General features: G+C 69.0%; 13 protein-coding genes. 7 read left to right on the top strand and 6 right to left on the bottom strand.

Going from position 1 to position 13,871, the window contains the following annotated elements; genetic code table 11:
- Positions 1–12: 12 nt before the first annotated feature.
- Positions 13–1,827, top strand: coding sequence for a 2-isopropylmalate synthase (leuA, locus tag JOE30_RS05035; protein WP_204869633.1), 1,815 nt, complete (start codon positions 13–15; stop codon positions 1,825–1,827).
- 57 nt (positions 1,828–1,884) lie between these two features.
- Here leuA and JOE30_RS05030 read toward each other — a convergent pair whose 3' ends face one another.
- The gene (locus JOE30_RS05030) at positions 1,885–2,766 is read right to left on the bottom strand and encodes a LysR family transcriptional regulator (RefSeq protein ID WP_204869632.1); all 882 of its coding nucleotides are present in this window, start codon (positions 2,764–2,766) and stop codon (positions 1,885–1,887) included.
- Positions 2,767–2,838: 72 nt separating this feature from the next.
- On the opposite strand from JOE30_RS05030, the gene JOE30_RS05025 reads away from it, so the two are divergent.
- Genes JOE30_RS05025 through JOE30_RS05010 form a run of 4 tightly spaced genes read left to right on the top strand, consistent with a single transcriptional unit; the run spans position 2,839 to position 6,775 of the window.
- Positions 2,839–3,795 carry an EamA family transporter gene (locus tag JOE30_RS05025; RefSeq protein ID WP_204869631.1) on the top strand — a complete coding sequence of 319 codons (957 nt, stop codon included), beginning with the start codon at positions 2,839–2,841 and terminating at the stop codon, positions 3,793–3,795.
- Positions 3,796–3,833: 38 nt separating this feature from the next.
- Positions 3,834–4,745: an iron-siderophore ABC transporter substrate-binding protein gene (locus tag JOE30_RS05020; protein ID WP_204869630.1), complete on the top strand. Its 912-nt coding sequence runs from the start codon at positions 3,834–3,836 to the stop codon at positions 4,743–4,745.
- Between the two features lie 49 nt (positions 4,746–4,794).
- A complete protein-coding gene (locus JOE30_RS05015) occupies positions 4,795–6,081 on the top strand; it encodes a MurT ligase domain-containing protein (RefSeq protein WP_204869629.1) in 1,287 nt (428 codons plus the stop codon).
- Complete coding sequence (locus JOE30_RS05010) at positions 6,074–6,775, top strand: type 1 glutamine amidotransferase (RefSeq protein WP_204869628.1); 702 nt, start codon at positions 6,074–6,076, stop codon at positions 6,773–6,775. The genes JOE30_RS05015 and JOE30_RS05010 overlap by 8 nt, the downstream gene beginning before the upstream one ends.
- Here the strand turns inward: JOE30_RS05010 and JOE30_RS05005 are convergent.
- The 4 genes from JOE30_RS05005 to JOE30_RS04990 form a co-directional block, all read right to left on the bottom strand.
- A complete protein-coding gene (locus JOE30_RS05005) occupies positions 6,772–7,848 on the bottom strand; it encodes an AbrB family transcriptional regulator (protein WP_307806069.1) in 1,077 nt (358 codons plus the stop codon). The genes JOE30_RS05010 and JOE30_RS05005 overlap by 4 nt on opposite strands.
- Before the next feature lie 20 nt (positions 7,849–7,868).
- Positions 7,869–8,270 carry a universal stress protein gene (locus JOE30_RS05000; protein WP_204869626.1) on the bottom strand — a complete coding sequence of 134 codons (402 nt, stop codon included), beginning with the start codon at positions 8,268–8,270 and terminating at the stop codon, positions 7,869–7,871.
- A 31-nt stretch (positions 8,271–8,301) separates the two neighbouring features.
- On the bottom strand, positions 8,302–9,708 hold the full coding sequence (locus JOE30_RS04995; RefSeq protein ID WP_204869625.1) for a CitMHS family transporter: 1,407 nt from the start codon (positions 9,706–9,708) through the stop codon (positions 8,302–8,304).
- Between the two features lie 104 nt (positions 9,709–9,812).
- Entirely contained in the window at positions 9,813–10,799 is a 987-nt protein-coding gene (locus tag JOE30_RS04990; protein ID WP_204870790.1) for a tripartite tricarboxylate transporter substrate binding protein, read from the bottom strand.
- 136 nt (positions 10,800–10,935) lie between these two features.
- Between JOE30_RS04990 and JOE30_RS04985 the strand changes: the two genes are divergently transcribed.
- Together JOE30_RS04985 and JOE30_RS04980 are read left to right on the top strand one after the other, a co-directional pair.
- Entirely contained in the window at positions 10,936–12,585 is a 1,650-nt protein-coding gene (locus JOE30_RS04985; RefSeq protein ID WP_307806068.1) for a sensor histidine kinase, read from the top strand.
- Positions 12,582–13,250 carry a response regulator gene (locus tag JOE30_RS04980; protein ID WP_204869624.1) on the top strand — a complete coding sequence of 223 codons (669 nt, stop codon included), beginning with the start codon at positions 12,582–12,584 and terminating at the stop codon, positions 13,248–13,250. Before JOE30_RS04985 ends, JOE30_RS04980 begins: the two co-directional genes overlap by 4 nt.
- On the opposite strand, the gene recR is transcribed toward JOE30_RS04980, so the two are convergent.
- Positions 13,247–13,858, bottom strand: a complete 612-nt coding sequence (gene recR / locus JOE30_RS04975; protein WP_204869623.1) for a recombination mediator RecR — start codon at positions 13,856–13,858, stop codon at positions 13,247–13,249. The genes JOE30_RS04980 and recR overlap by 4 nt on opposite strands.
- Positions 13,859–13,871 lie beyond the last annotated feature (13 nt).

The raw sequence follows: 13,871 nt of genomic DNA, 5'->3' as shown, positions 1-13,871 counted from the left end.
CGGAGATCATCGATGTCACCCGCCGACGCTTTCGTATCCGGCTCACGCACGGTCACCACCCCCACCAAGCCTGCGCCCGCCGATCAGCCCTCGTGGAACACTCAGAAGAATTCGTCGATGCCGACGTTCCGGTACCGGTCGTTCGCCGAGGAGGTCGAGCCACTCACCCTCCCCGACCGCACCTGGCCGGACAAGGTCATCGACCGCGCACCCCAGTGGTGCGCCGTGGACCTGCGTGACGGCAACCAGGCACTCATCGACCCGATGAGCCCCGCGCGCAAGCGCCGCATGTTCGAACTGCTGGTTCGCATGGGCTACAAGGAGATCGAGGTCGGTTTCCCGTCCGCGAGCCAGACCGACTTCGACTTCGTCCGCGAGATCATCGAGGACGGTGCGATTCCCGACGACGTCACCATCCAGGTGCTCACCCAGTGCCGACCGGAGCTGATCGAGCGCACGTTCGTCGCGTGCGAGGGCGCCCGCAGCGTCATCGTCCACTTCTACAACTCCACGTCGATCCTGCAGCGCCGCGTGGTCTTCCGCGCGGACCGCGACGCCATCGAGACGATCGCGACCGACGGTGCCCGCAAGGTGCTCGAGGAGGCGAAGAAGTTCCCCGACACGCACTGGCGCTACGAGTACTCGCCCGAGTCCTACACCGGCACGGAGCTCGAGTACGCCAAGAAGGTCTGTGACGCGGTCACCGAGATCATCGCTCCCACACCGGAGAACCCGATGATCCTGAACCTGCCCGCGACCGTCGAGATGGCGACTCCCAACGTCTACGCCGACTCCATCGAGTGGATGCACCGCAATCTCGAACGTCGCGACTCGATCGTGCTGAGCCTGCACCCGCACAACGATCGCGGGACCGGCGTCGCCGCAGCCGAACTGGGCTACCAGGCCGGCGCCGACCGCATCGAGGGCTGCCTCTTCGGCAACGGTGAGCGCACCGGCAACGTCTGCCTGGTCACGCTGGGTCTGAATCTCTTCACTCGCGGCGTCGACCCGCAGATCGACTTCTCCAACATCGACGAGATCCGGCGCACCGTCGAGTACTGCAACCAGCTGCCCGTTCACGAGCGCCACCCGTACGGCGGCGACCTGGTCTACACCGCGTTCTCCGGTAGCCACCAGGACGCCGTGAACAAGGGCCTCGACGCGATGAAAGTGTCTGCGGACGAACAGGATCAGGACGTCGACGACGTGTTGTGGCAGGTTCCGTACCTGCCCGTCGACCCCAAGGACGTCGGCCGCACGTACGAGGCCGTGATCCGCGTCAACTCGCAGTCCGGCAAGGGCGGCGTGGCCTACATCATGAAGTCGGACCACGGGTTGGTGCTGCCGCGTCGACTGCAGATCGAGTTCTCCTCGGCCGTGCAGCGCGTCACCGACGGCGAGGGCGGCGAGGTGTCGCCCAAGGCCATGTGGGACGTGTTCTCCGAGGAGTACCTGGCCCCGATCGTTCCTCTCGAGCGCATCCGGCAGCGCGTCACCGCGGCCGAGGAGGACGGCGGGATCGACTCGATCTCCGCGATCGTCAAGGTCGACGGCGCCGAGCAGGAGATCACGGGCGACGGCAACGGTCCGCTCGCCGCCTTCGTCGACGCGCTGGGATCCATCGGCTACGACGTCAGCGTCCTCGACTACTCCGAGCACGCCATGTCCGCCGGCGACGACGCCCAGGCCGCGGCCTACGTCGAGGCGGCCGTGCGGCTCCCCGGCGGCGGCGAGACCATCGTGTGGGGTGTCGGTATCGCCACCTCCATCACCACGGCATCACTGCGCGCCGTGGTCTCGGCAGTGAACCGGGCGGCGCGGGCCTAGTGGGCTCCGCCCCCGTGCGCCTTTTGCGCATCCCTGGATGCGCAAAAGGCGCACGGGTCACGGAGTGACATCGGTGAAGGCGTCCAGCACGGCCCGAACGGCCGGACGCTCCGCGGCGCGAGGCCGTGTCGCCAGGTCGTAGAGGCGGGCCGCGCGCACCCCGGCCAATCGGCGTTGCGTGACACCCGGGTGCGTGGAGGCGTACCGCGGCATCAGCGCGATCCCGTGCCCGTGCGCGACCAGCTCCTCGATGAGCCGAAAGTCGTTGATCCGCATGTTCACTCGCGGCGTCACCCCCGTGACCGTCGCGATGGACAGCAGCACGTCGTCCACCGGGAACCCTCCGCGGACGCTGATCCAGCGCTCGTCCGCCAGATCCTCGATGTCGACGGCATCACGGTCCGCCAGCGGGTGTCCCGGCGGCAGCACCAGATCGATGGGCTCGCGCATCAGTGAGCGCACCTCCACCCGCTCGGACGCGATGCTCGGTGCGCGCTCGTCACGGTGCGTGAGCACCACGTCGTAGTCCGCGAGCAGCGCCGGCACCGCCGACGCGGGCACGTCCTCGTCCCGGGCGTCGACGTCCACACCCGCCTCGGCGAGCCGGTGGAGAACCCCCGGCAGCAACAGTGCGGCGCCCGAGGGGAAGAGCGCCAGTCGAACGGTTCCGCGTGCGCTGCCGCGGTACGACGCCATCTCCTCCGACGCGCGGTCGAGGGCGGCGAGCACGTCGTCCGCGTGGGGAAGCAGCGCGCGTCCCGCCGCGGTGAGTCGCACGCGGCGCCCGTCGGGTTCGAGCAGGGCGACGCCCGCCTCCCCCGCGAGCACCTTGAGCTGCTGCGACACCGCGGACGGCGTCATCGACAGCGCGTCGGCGGCCGCGGCGACCGTGCCGCGATCCGCCAGTGCCCGCAGGACACGCAACCGGTCGACATTCATGTAGCAACGCTACAGTTACCAGTCATCACAATTCGATTGTTCTTAGCAGTCGTACCCGGAACACTCGAGGTCATGACCACTCGCGACCGCCTGCTCGGACTGATCGTCGTCGTGGTCTGGGGACTGAACTTCCTCGCCATCCGCGCCGGACTCGACCAGTTCCCGCCGTTCTTCTTCGCCGCCCTGCGGTTCGCGGTGATCGCCGTTCCGGTCGTCCTCTTCGTCCGCCGACCGACCGTGCCGCTGCGTTGGCTCCTGCTGTACGGCACGGGTTTCGGCCTGCTGCAGTTCGCGTTCCTCTTCGCCGCGATGAACGCCGGCATGCCCACCGGCCTGGCCTCGCTGGTGCTCCAGTCGTCGGCGCCGTTCACCGTCGTCCTCGGCGCGCTGCTGCTGCGGGAGAAGGTCGGGCCGCGCCAGTGGATCGGGATCGGCATCGCCGTCGGGGGCATGATCCTCATCGGCTGGGACCGCGCCCACAACGCCACCCTGCTGCCCGTGCTGCTGACTCTGCTGGCAGGCCTCAGCTGGGCCTTCGGCAACCTCGGCAACAGGTTGGCGACTCGAGCATCTCGACCGGCCTCCGGCCTTCCCGTCGAGCCGATGCGACTGATGCTGTGGATGTGCGTCGTTCCGCCACTGCCGATGTTCGCGTTGTCGGCCGTCGTCGAGGGTCCGACCACGGGGTGGACCGCCATCGGCGACGGGGTGTCGGCCGGGCAGTTCTCCGGGCTGATCGGGCTCGCCTACATCGTGGTCATCGGCACGATCGCGGGCTCGGGTCTGTGGACGGTGCTGATCAGCCGCTACCCCGCCGGCGTCGTCGCGCCGTTCTCGTTGCTGGTCCCGGTCGTCGGCATCGGTGCGTCCTGGCTCGTGCTCGACGAGACGCCGAGCGTTCTCTCGCTCGTCGGTGCGGCCGTCGTGATCGGCGGCTGCATGTGGGGCCTGAGCCGCTCGCCGCGATCCGCGACCACATCGACCGAGCCCCGGATCGTGACTCCCCCGTCCGGAGCCACCGTCGGTTAGGGTCCCCTCACCATCACTGTGACGGAGGCTCGGCAAGCGTGTTCGGAAGAAGAAGTACTGTCCTGGCGACCCTGCTCGCCGCGACGGCCCTCGTGGCCACCGCGTGTTCGACCGACACGACAGCCGAGGGCGCCGCGGACAGCACCCGGACCGTGACCCATGCGCGCGGGGACACGGAGGTGCCCTCGTCGCCGCTGCGTGTCGTCACCCTCGAACCCGTCCAGCTCGACACGAGTGTCGCGCTCGGCGTCGTTCCGGTCGGCACCTCGGTGCTGAGCGAGGCGACCGGGGTGCCCCCCTACCTCGGCGACGAGGCGTCGCGCATCGAGACCGTCGGCACCGTCGCGGAGCCTCGCGTCGAGGCCATCGCGGCACTGCAGCCGGATCTGATCCTGGGAACGGAGACGCGCCACTCGGAGCTGTACGAGCGGTTGTCCGCGATCGCTCCGACGGTGTTCATGGCGTCGCAGAGCGACCCGTGGCAGGACAACGTCCGCCTCGTCGGGCGCGCCCTCGGACGCGACGCGGAGCCGCTACTGGGCGAGTACGACGCACGGTGCGACGAGATCGCCGGCCGGTTCGACACCGCCGGATCGACGGCGCAGCTCATCCGGCCGCGCAACGAGGAGCTCACGCTCTACGGACCGCTGTCCTTCGCGGGCAGCACCCTCGAGTGCGCCGGGTTCACCACGCCGCCCCGCCCGGAGTGGTCGAACGAGATCAGTGTCGACGTCTCCCCCGAACTGGCGACGGAGGCGCGCGCCGATCTCGTGGTCGTGACGTCGGCGACACCGGACGATCCGGCGTCGATGCCCACGTCCGTCACGTCGAACACGACGGCGTTCCCGAATCCGCACCTCGTCGACCAGTCGTACTGGATCACCGGCGTCGGACCTCGCGGCGGACAGGCCGTTCTGGACGACATCGAACGCCTCCTCTCGCAGCCCTGACCTCCTGCTGACTCTCCCGTGTCCACCGCGTGTGGGAGGATCGGACACCATGATCGACAGCAGCAGACGGCACCTCGGAGCCCGCGGACGCCTGGCACTGTCGGCGGCCTCCGCGGCCGCGTGGGCCTCGCAGAAGGCCGGTCGCGGCAAGGGATCGATGATCGGCGGTCTCGTCGCGCTGAAGATCGACCCGGCCCTCATGTCGCGCCTGGGCGCGAATCGACGCACCGCCGTCATCACCGGCACCAACGGCAAGTCGACCACCACCCGGATGACCGCGGCGGCGCTCGCGACACTGGGCGAGGTGGCGACGCAGGCCGACGGCGCCAACATGGACGCGGGCATCGTCGCCGCCCTGAACTCACGGCGCACCGCGCCGCTGGCGGCCCTCGAGGTCGATGAGCTGCACGTCCCGCACGTGTGCGACGCCGTGAACCCCGAGGTCCTGGTGCTGCTCAACCTCAGCCGTGATCAGCTCGACCGCGTCGGCGAGATCAACATGATCGAGCGCAAGCTCCGCGCGGGCATCGTCGCCCACCCCGACACCGTCGTCGTCGCCAACTGCGACGACGTACTGATGACGTCCGCGGCGTACGACGCTCCGCGGACCGTGTGGGTGGCCGCCGGCGGCGGGTGGGTCGGCGACTCGGTCAGCTGCCCGCGCACCGGGGAACCCATCGAGTGGAACGGCACGCACTGGCGCAGCGCGGGTCTGCTGGAGGGCGGGCGCGAGTTCTCGCGACCGGAGCCGCAGTGGTGGCTCGACGACGAGAACCTGTACGGCCCCGACGGTCTCGTGCTCCCCATGACCTTGACGCTGCCCGGCCGGGCCAACCGTGGAAACGCGGCGCAGGCCGTCGCGGCCGCGGTCACGATGGGCGCCGACCCCGCGCAGGCCGTCGCCGCGGTGTCCGCGGTCGACGAGGTGGCGGGCCGCTACAGCTCGATCCAGTACGGATCCCACACCGTGCGCATGCTGCTGGCCAAGAACCCCGCCGGATGGCAGGAGGCGCTGTCGATGATCGACCCGGCCGCCGACGGTCTGGTGATCGCCGTCAACGGCCAGGTACCCGACGGCGAGGACCTGTCGTGGCTGTGGGACGTGCGGTTCGAGCACTTCGAGAACACCACGGTGGTCGCGGCCGGTGAACGTGCGACCGACCTGGGAGTCCGCCTGACGTACGCCGGAGCCGGCCACACCGTGGTGCCGAATCCGTTGCGCGCCATCGCTTCCTGCCCACCCGGGCGCGTGGAGGTGCTGGCGAACTACACGGCCTTCCGTGACCTGGGCCGAGCGCTCGCGCGCGAGACCGCGAAGGAGGCACCCGGTGTCTGATTTCCGTATCGGGCTGGTCTTGCCCGACGTCATGGGTACGTACGGCGACAGCGGCAACGCGCTCGTCCTGCGCCAGCGCATGCTGATGCGCGGACTCGACGCCGAGATCGTGTCGATCACCCTCGCCGATCCGGTGCCCGAGTCCCTCGACGTCTACGTGCTCGGCGGAGCGGAGGACTCGGCGCAACGACTCGCGACGAAGCACCTCGCTCGCTACCCCGGACTGCAGCGCGCCGCCGAGCGCGGTGCGCCGGTGCTCGCCATCTGCGCGGCCATCCAGGTGCTGGGCGAGTGGTACGAGACGAGCTCCGGCGAACGTGTCGACGGTGTGTCGATGCTGAACGTCACCACGGCGCCGCAGGCGACGCGGTCCATCGGCGAGGTCATCACCCGCCCGGTGTCGGACCGCCTCACCCAGACACTCACCGGCTTCGAGAACCACCGCGGCGGAACCACTCTCGGCCCCGACGCGGCACCGTTCGCCCGCGTGGAGCACGGCATCGGCAACGGGGTGGGCGATGGTAACGAGGGGGTCGTCCAGGGGTCGGTCATCGGGACGTACATGCACGGACCGGCGCTGGCACGAAACCCGGAGCTGGCCGACCACCTGCTCGAGACCGCCCTCGGACACCCGCTCGAGCCGTTGCACCTGGCCGACGTCGAGCAACTGCGCACCGAGCGTCTGCGCCGCTAGACCGAGACCGGATCCTCGGCCGGCCTCCGCGCCGCCCGGCGCATCAGGAGCTGGGCGATGAGCGGCGCCGCCACGAGCATCGACACCAGCCGGATGAGCTGCACGCACGCCACGAACGTGACGTCGGACCCGGTGGACGCGGACACCGCGAGCACCGCCGCCAACCCGCCGGGGGTCGTCGCCAGGTAGCCGGTCAGCAGACTGGTCCCGGTCCACGCCGACAGCGCCCACCCGAGCAGCGCGCAGATCACGCCGATGCCGAGCACCAGCCCGAAGGCATAGGGGAAGAGTCGGCCGATCAGTCGCAGGCTCGACATCGTGAACGCCAGTCCTGCTTGCCATCCGATGACCAGGAACGCGAGTGGCAGCACGACCATGGGAACCTCGATGCCCACGGGCCAGCCCAGCAGCGCACAGGCCCCGGACACCACGAGCGGACCCAGCGTGGCCGGCGCGGGAAGCCGCGCGAGCCGCCCCACCGCGATGCCGACGAGAACAGCTCCGAGCAGGAACAGCAGACCCACCCACCACGGCAGCGCATCGTCGTCGGGTGCGGCCGCCGCGACCGAGTGGGTGTCGGCGTGGAACACGAACGTGACCACCAGGGGCATGGTCACCACCACCAGTGCCACCCGCAGGTACTGCACCACCGCGACCACACGTTCGTCGCCGCCGAGCTCTCTCGCTGTCGCAACGAGACCCGTGGCCCCGCCCGCGATCAGCGCCAGCATCCCGGTGGCCGCGGTGACGTCCTTGTTCAGTGCGAGCAGTGCACCGCAGCCGGCGCTGACGACGAGCGTCGCGACCCCGATGGCGACTGCGGGAAACCAGTTGTCGCCCAGCGCACTCAACGTCTCGAGATCCACCATGAGACCGATGGTGACGGCCAGAGTTCCCTGCGCCGCCATGGACCCCGCGCGCGGGACAGCGCGCGGTCCCACTCCGGTGAGGGCGAAGACCACCGCCACCACCAGTGCTGCGAACAACGACGGGGCCGTCAGGCCGACCGCGCCGAGGGCGAACCATCCGGCCACGGACACGGCTGTGAGCGCCACCCAGCGGGTGGCGCTCACAGCGACGGTACGAACTACGCTCACGACTTGACGAGCAGCACCGGTACCGGTGTTTCGAGAAGCAGACGCTGGACGGCCTGTCCCATCAGGAACTTGCCGACGGCCGACCGATGCCGCGACCCGACCACCAGCAACTCGGCGTTCGCCTTGTCGATGAGCGCGAGCAGGGTGGTGGTCGCGTCCGGATCAGGCTGCGCCGCAGCGAGAGTCCACTGCGCCTCGGACTCTCCGAGCGCGGCCAGCGACGCGCGGATCGAGTCCTCGACCGCGGCGGCCTCCTTCGCCTCCGACGAGGGATCCGCGGATCCGGAGAAGGCGTGGAGGACGACCAGCTCGGTTCGTGCGGACCGGGCCTGCTGGACTGCCGATCCGAGTGCCTTGCGGCCTTCCTCGGAACTGTTGTGCACGACGGCGACACTCATGTCGGTGGCTCTTCTCTCTGGTGGATGCTGATCAGCCGAAGGGGATCTGGCCGAGGAGAACGCCCACGGCGAGCATGGTGAGGGACACGACGGTCGCGCGCCACAGCACCTTGCGGTGATGGTCGGCGAGCGAGACGCCGGCCAGGGTGACCAGCAGCAGGATGGCGGGCACCAGCGGGCTCTGCAGGTGGACCGGCTGTCCGGTGATGGAGGCGCGGGCCATCTCGACCGGCTCGATGCCGTACTGGGCGGCGGTCTCGGTGAGGACCGGGAGGATGCCGAAGTAGAAGGCGTCGTTGGTCATGAAGAACGTCAACGGGATCGACAGGATTCCGGTGATGACGGCCAGGAACGGACCCATCGCGTCGGGGATGACGCCGAGGAGCCACTCGGCCATGGCCTCGACCATGCCGGTACCGGAGAACACACCGGTGAGCACGGCGGCGGCGAGCACCATCGCGACGACGGAGACGATGGAGGCGGAGTGCCGAGCGATGGCCTCGCCCTGCTCCTTGACCTTCGGGAAGTTGAACGTCAGCGCGATCGAGGCGGCGATCATGAAGAGCACCGGGATCGGCAGGATGTCCATGACCAGGATCACGAGCAGCGTGACGGTGAGAATCGCGTTGAACCACAGCAGCTTCGGACGCAGAGTGTCGCGATTGGGGTCCAGACCGTCGATGAACTGTCCGGCCTTGCCGTCGTTCTCGTCGTCGCCGATGGTGATGTCGGCGCTTCCGGTGCTGCGACGGCTCTTTCCGTTTCCGGTTCCGGTGCCGTCGGTGCCGACGCCGGCGCCCACCAGCTCCGTGTCGTAGACCAGCGAGCCGAGACGACGACGCTCCATCAGGCCGAGGTGGATCGAGAAGAGCAGCACGATGATCAGGCCGGCGATCATCGACGGCACCATCGGGATGAAGACGTCGGAGGGCGAGATGCCCAGTGCGGACGCGGCGCGCACGGTCGGGCCACCCCACGGGATGATGTTCATGGTGCCGTTGGCGAGGCCCGCGACGACCGTCAGGATCACCGGGGAGACACCGAGTTTCAGGTAGAGCGGCAGCAGCGCGGACGTCACGATGATGAACGTGGTGGAGCCGTCACCGTCGAGGGACACGACCATGGCGAGCACCGCGGTGCCGACGACCAGCTTCATCGGGTCGTTGCGCACCAGGCGCAGGATGCCGCGCACCAGCGGGTCGAACAGACCCACGTCGATCATGATGCCGAAGAAGATGATCGCGAAGAACAGCAGCGCTGCCGTGGGGGCGAGCGACTTGATGCCGTCCGTGATCATGTCGCCGATGCCGAGCCCGGCGCCGGCGAACAGGCCGAAGATGACCGGGACCAGGATGAGGGCGACCACCGGGGTCGCGCGTTTGGTCAGGATCAGGAACATGAAAGCGGCAACCATGAGGAAGCCGAGTATCACCAACATGGTTACTACTCCTCGTTGTTCGGACAGTGCAGAGTTCGGATGGTGCAGGGTGTGTCGAGGCAGACTGCGGGCACAGGTGTGGCGCAGTACGGAGGTGTGCGGCGTCAGCCGTCGGTGGGTGGATCGATGGTCGAGCGGACCAGGTCGGCCTGCTCGCGGAGGAACGACGCGAAGTCGTCTCCGGTGAGCAGCGCGTCCCGCCACCCGTTCTGCGCCAGGATCTCCTGCCAGAGCGGCGATCCGACCAGTGCTGTGACGTCGGCGATCAGGCGGTCGACGCGTTCCGGTGGCAGTCCCGGCGGGGCGAGGATGCCGCGCCAGTTGTCGAAGTCGAGATCGACTCCCTGCTCCCGCACCGTGGGCGCGTCGATGCCCTCGACACGCTCGGAGCTCGACACGGCGAGCGCCCGGACCGTGCCGGACGCGATCTGGTCCAGGTATTCGCTGACGCCGGTGGTGGCGACGTCGACCTCGCCGGTCAACAGGGCCGGCAGCAACTCGCCGCCGCCGTCGAAGACGCGGTACTCGGATGCTCGCGGATCGACACCGACGGCGCGGGCGAGCTGGGTCCGGAACAATCCGTCCGGACCACCCTCCGCGGAGCCGCCGGCGAACTGCAGAGCCGCGGGGTCCTGTCGCCAGGCGTTCGTGAGATCGGCCAGAGTCCGCAGCGGGGATGCTGCCGGCACCAGGACGACCTCGGGTTCGGTGACGAGTCGGGCGATCGGGGTCACGTCCGCGATCTCGTGATCGGACGGGGTGGTGGACAGTGCGCCCACCAGACCCAGCCCCATCACCAGCAGGAGTCGATCGTTGCCCTGTTCGAGAGCGAGACGATTGAGTCCCACGACACCACCCGATCCGGGTAGTACGAGGACGTCGTCCACCACGACGCCCTCCGCGGCCCAACCTCGGGCCAGACTGCGAGCGGTCAGGTCGTAACCGCCACCGGCGACCGACGGAGCGATGACACGAAGTCCCGGCTCCTCCGCCCCGGTCACCATGGCCGACACCCCCGCACTGCACGCGGTCGCCGTGCAGAGCACCGCGAGCAACGCTGCGAGAGCGCTGATGCGGAGGCGTCGGTTCATGGGCACGGTCTCACTGTGTCGGATCTTGTGACTGTGGTCACCCTTTGGTGCACAAACGGGATTGTGTTCATTGTGAGCGACGGCAGCGCACGCAGATGCACGAATTCCGCGCTCACCCGGCGGTACGGTTCACCTCGTGATCGGGCGGCGACTGCGCATCTTCGGGACACGCCGCACCCTCTCGTCGCAACTGCTCGCATTGCAGCTTCTCATCATCGTCGCGGTACTCGTCGTCATCAGCGGGTTGTCGCTGGCCCAGGCGTCCGCGACCTTCCAGCGCGAACAGGGTCTGCGCGTCCAGTCGGCTGCCGAGAACCTCGCCGCGAGTCCCACCGTGCGACAACTGCTCGCGTCCGCCCAGCCTCGGATCCGCACGGCGCTGCAGGGTGCGGTCGAGTCGGTGCGGGCCGTCTCGGGTCTGGACTACGCGCAGCTGACCGACCCCGACGGCATCATCGTCGTCGCGACCGACCCCTCGCGGGTGGGACAGGAATCGGCGGCCGAGGGAGCGGGTGCGCGCACGGGCCGATCCTGGACCGGCCTCGCCGAGACCAGCACCAACACCGCGGTGTCCCCCGACGCGTCAGTGCAGTCGCAGGTGCCGGTGCTCGACGCCGACGGCCGCATCGTCGGTGTGGCGATCGTCGGCCGCGAGTATCCGTCGGTGTGGGAACGCCTCGCTCAGTCGACCCCGGACCTCGTCATCTACCTGGCCGTGGCGTCCGTTCTGGGCGCCGTCGGGTCGATCCTGCTGGCCCGACGCGTCAAACGGCAGACCATGGGGATGGAGGCCGGGGAGATCGTCGACCTGGTCCGCCAGCGGCAGGCGATGCTCGAGGGCCTCAAGGAGGCCGTGGTGGCGCTGGATCCGTCGGGTCGGGTGGTCCTGCTGAGCCGCAGCGCACACGACATGCTCGGCCTCGACGAGGACGGCGTGGGCCGGCGGGTGGAGGAGCTCGGACTCGACGACCGGGTCCTCGACGTCCTGCGTCACCCGAGCGACGACGGCGACCAACTCGTCCTCACCGGAGATCGCATCCTCGTCTTCAACACGGTGCCGATCGAGGCGTCGGGACGGAAGGTGGCCACGGTGACCACGTTCCGTGACCGCACCGAACTGAGCGAGGTCCAGAGCAAACTCGACATCAGCCGCACCAGCTCGACGGCACTGCGGGAGCACATCCACGAGTTCGACAACCAGCTGCACACCATCTCGGGTCTGGTCCAGCTCGGTGAGTACGACGAGGTGGAACGGTACGTCGACGGCATCACCGAGCATCGTGAGCGCCTCACGTCCACCGTGACCGACCGCATCGACGATCTCGGGGTCGCCGCGCTGCTCATCGCCAAGATCGGCGCCGCCGCGGCCCGCTCGGTGACCGTGGCGCTCGACGACGCCTCACATCTCCCGCGACTCGACGACGATGCCTCCCGAGACCTCTGCACCGTCGTCGGCAACCTCGTCGACAACGCTGTGGACGCAGTCCTCGAACAGAACGCCGCCGACGCGGTGGTGCGCGTCCGGATCGTCGCGGATGCGGACGGGATCGAGGTCGAGGTGGCCGACAACGGCCCCGGCATCGGGACGGAGGATACGGATCGTGTGTTCGAGCAGGGGTGGAGCACGAAGGGGACGTCGCTCGACGGGCACGGTTTCGGCCTCGCCCTCGTGCGTGTCGTCTGCCGCCGACGCGGCGGTGAGGTCGGCGTGAGTGACAGAGTCGAGGACGGTAGGCGGTGGACGGTCTTCCGGGCCGTCACCGGATCCGGGGGGAGGACGCGATGACACTCAGGGTGCTGGTGGTGGACGACGACTTCATGGTCGCGCGGGTGCACACCGGTTTCGTCACCAAGGTGGCCGGATTCGAGGTGTGCGGGGTGGCGCACACGGCGCAGGAAGCGCTGGAGAAGGTGGAGTCCACCCGTCCCGATCTGGTGCTGCTGGACGTCCATCTGCCCGGCGTCACCGGGCTCGATCTCATCGGCCCGTTCCGGGAGATCATCCCCGATCTCGACGTCCTGGTGATCACCAGCGAGCGCGAGGCCGAATCGGTGCGCAAGGCTCTGCGCGCGGGCGCAGTGCACTATCTGATCAAGCCGTTCAAGTTCCAGGCACTGCAGGAGCGCCTCGACCACTACCGCCGCACACGGGAGTCGCTGGCCGCGATCGACGAGGCGGAGCAGGAGGCCGTGGACAAGGCGTTCGGAGTGCGCGGGACCGCGACGCGGCTCCCCAAGGGCCTGAGCGCCGAGACGCTGGCCATGGTCGAGCATCAACTGCGGGAGAACCCCGGCGAGACCTCGGCGAGCACGATGGCCGAGAGGACCGGGATGTCTCGGTCGAGCGCTCGCCGCTACCTGGAGTATCTCAGCGACGTCGACCGGGTGACCGTCTCGCTCGACTACGGCAACGTGGGGCGCCCCGAGCGCCTCTACCGACTCGAGCGCTAGTTCATCACGATACGGCCGGACAGTGCCCGGCCCAACGTGAGCTCGTCCGCGAACTCGAGGTCGCCGCCCATCGGCAGTCCGGAGGCCAGCCGGGTGACGGACAGGCCGGGGAAATCACGCATCATGCGCAGCAGATAGGTGGCCGTCGCCTCCCCCTCGGTGTTGGGGTCGGTCGCGATGATCACCTCGGAGACGTCGACGCCGTCCTCCTGGTTGCCGATGCGGGTGAGCAACTCCCGGATGCGCAACTGGTCCGGGCCCACTCCGCTCAGCGGATCCAGCGCGCCGCCCAGCACGTGGTACCGGCCCTTGAACTCGCGGGTGCGCTCGACGGCCTGCACGTCCTTGGGTTCCTCGACGACGCAGATCTTCGTTCGATCGCGGCGCGGGTCCGCACAGATGCGGCACAGTTCCTTGTCGGAGACGGTGCCGCAGACGACGCAGAACTGCACTCCGTCGCGGACGCGCTGCAACGCCTTCTGCAGACGATCGATCTCGGGCGCCTCGACCCCCAACAGGTGAAAGGCGATGCGCTGCGCGCTCTTCGGTCCGACACCGGGAAGTTTGCCCAGCTCGTCGATCAGATCCTGGACCGGACCTTCGTACACGCTTCTCGACCCG

Origin of the sequence: Rhodococcus sp. PvP016 (assembly GCF_017832185.1) — a bacterium.
In the GTDB taxonomy this organism is placed as follows: domain Bacteria; phylum Actinomycetota; class Actinomycetes; order Mycobacteriales; family Mycobacteriaceae; genus Rhodococcoides.
This window is presented reverse-complemented; position numbering and strand designations above follow the sequence as displayed.

What these genes read in the sequence shown, in the direction of transcription:
- leuA (WP_204869633.1), top strand. Translation starts at nt 13, where the DNA reads ATGTCACCCGCCGACGCTTTCGTATCCGGCTCACGCACGGTCACCACC.
- JOE30_RS05030 (WP_204869632.1), bottom strand. Translation starts at nt 2,766, where the DNA reads ATGAATGTCGACCGGTTGCGTGTCCTGCGGGCACTGGCGGATCGCGGC.
- JOE30_RS05025 (WP_204869631.1), top strand. Translation starts at nt 2,839, where the DNA reads ATGACCACTCGCGACCGCCTGCTCGGACTGATCGTCGTCGTGGTCTGG.
- JOE30_RS05015 (WP_204869629.1), top strand. Translation starts at nt 4,795, where the DNA reads ATGATCGACAGCAGCAGACGGCACCTCGGAGCCCGCGGACGCCTGGCA.
- JOE30_RS05000 (WP_204869626.1), bottom strand. Translation starts at nt 8,270, where the DNA reads ATGAGTGTCGCCGTCGTGCACAACAGTTCCGAGGAAGGCCGCAAGGCA.
- JOE30_RS04995 (WP_204869625.1), bottom strand. Translation starts at nt 9,708, where the DNA reads ATGTTGGTGATACTCGGCTTCCTCATGGTTGCCGCTTTCATGTTCCTG.
- JOE30_RS04990 (WP_204870790.1), bottom strand. Translation starts at nt 10,799, where the DNA reads ATGAACCGACGCCTCCGCATCAGCGCTCTCGCAGCGTTGCTCGCGGTG.
- JOE30_RS04980 (WP_204869624.1), top strand. Translation starts at nt 12,582, where the DNA reads ATGACACTCAGGGTGCTGGTGGTGGACGACGACTTCATGGTCGCGCGG.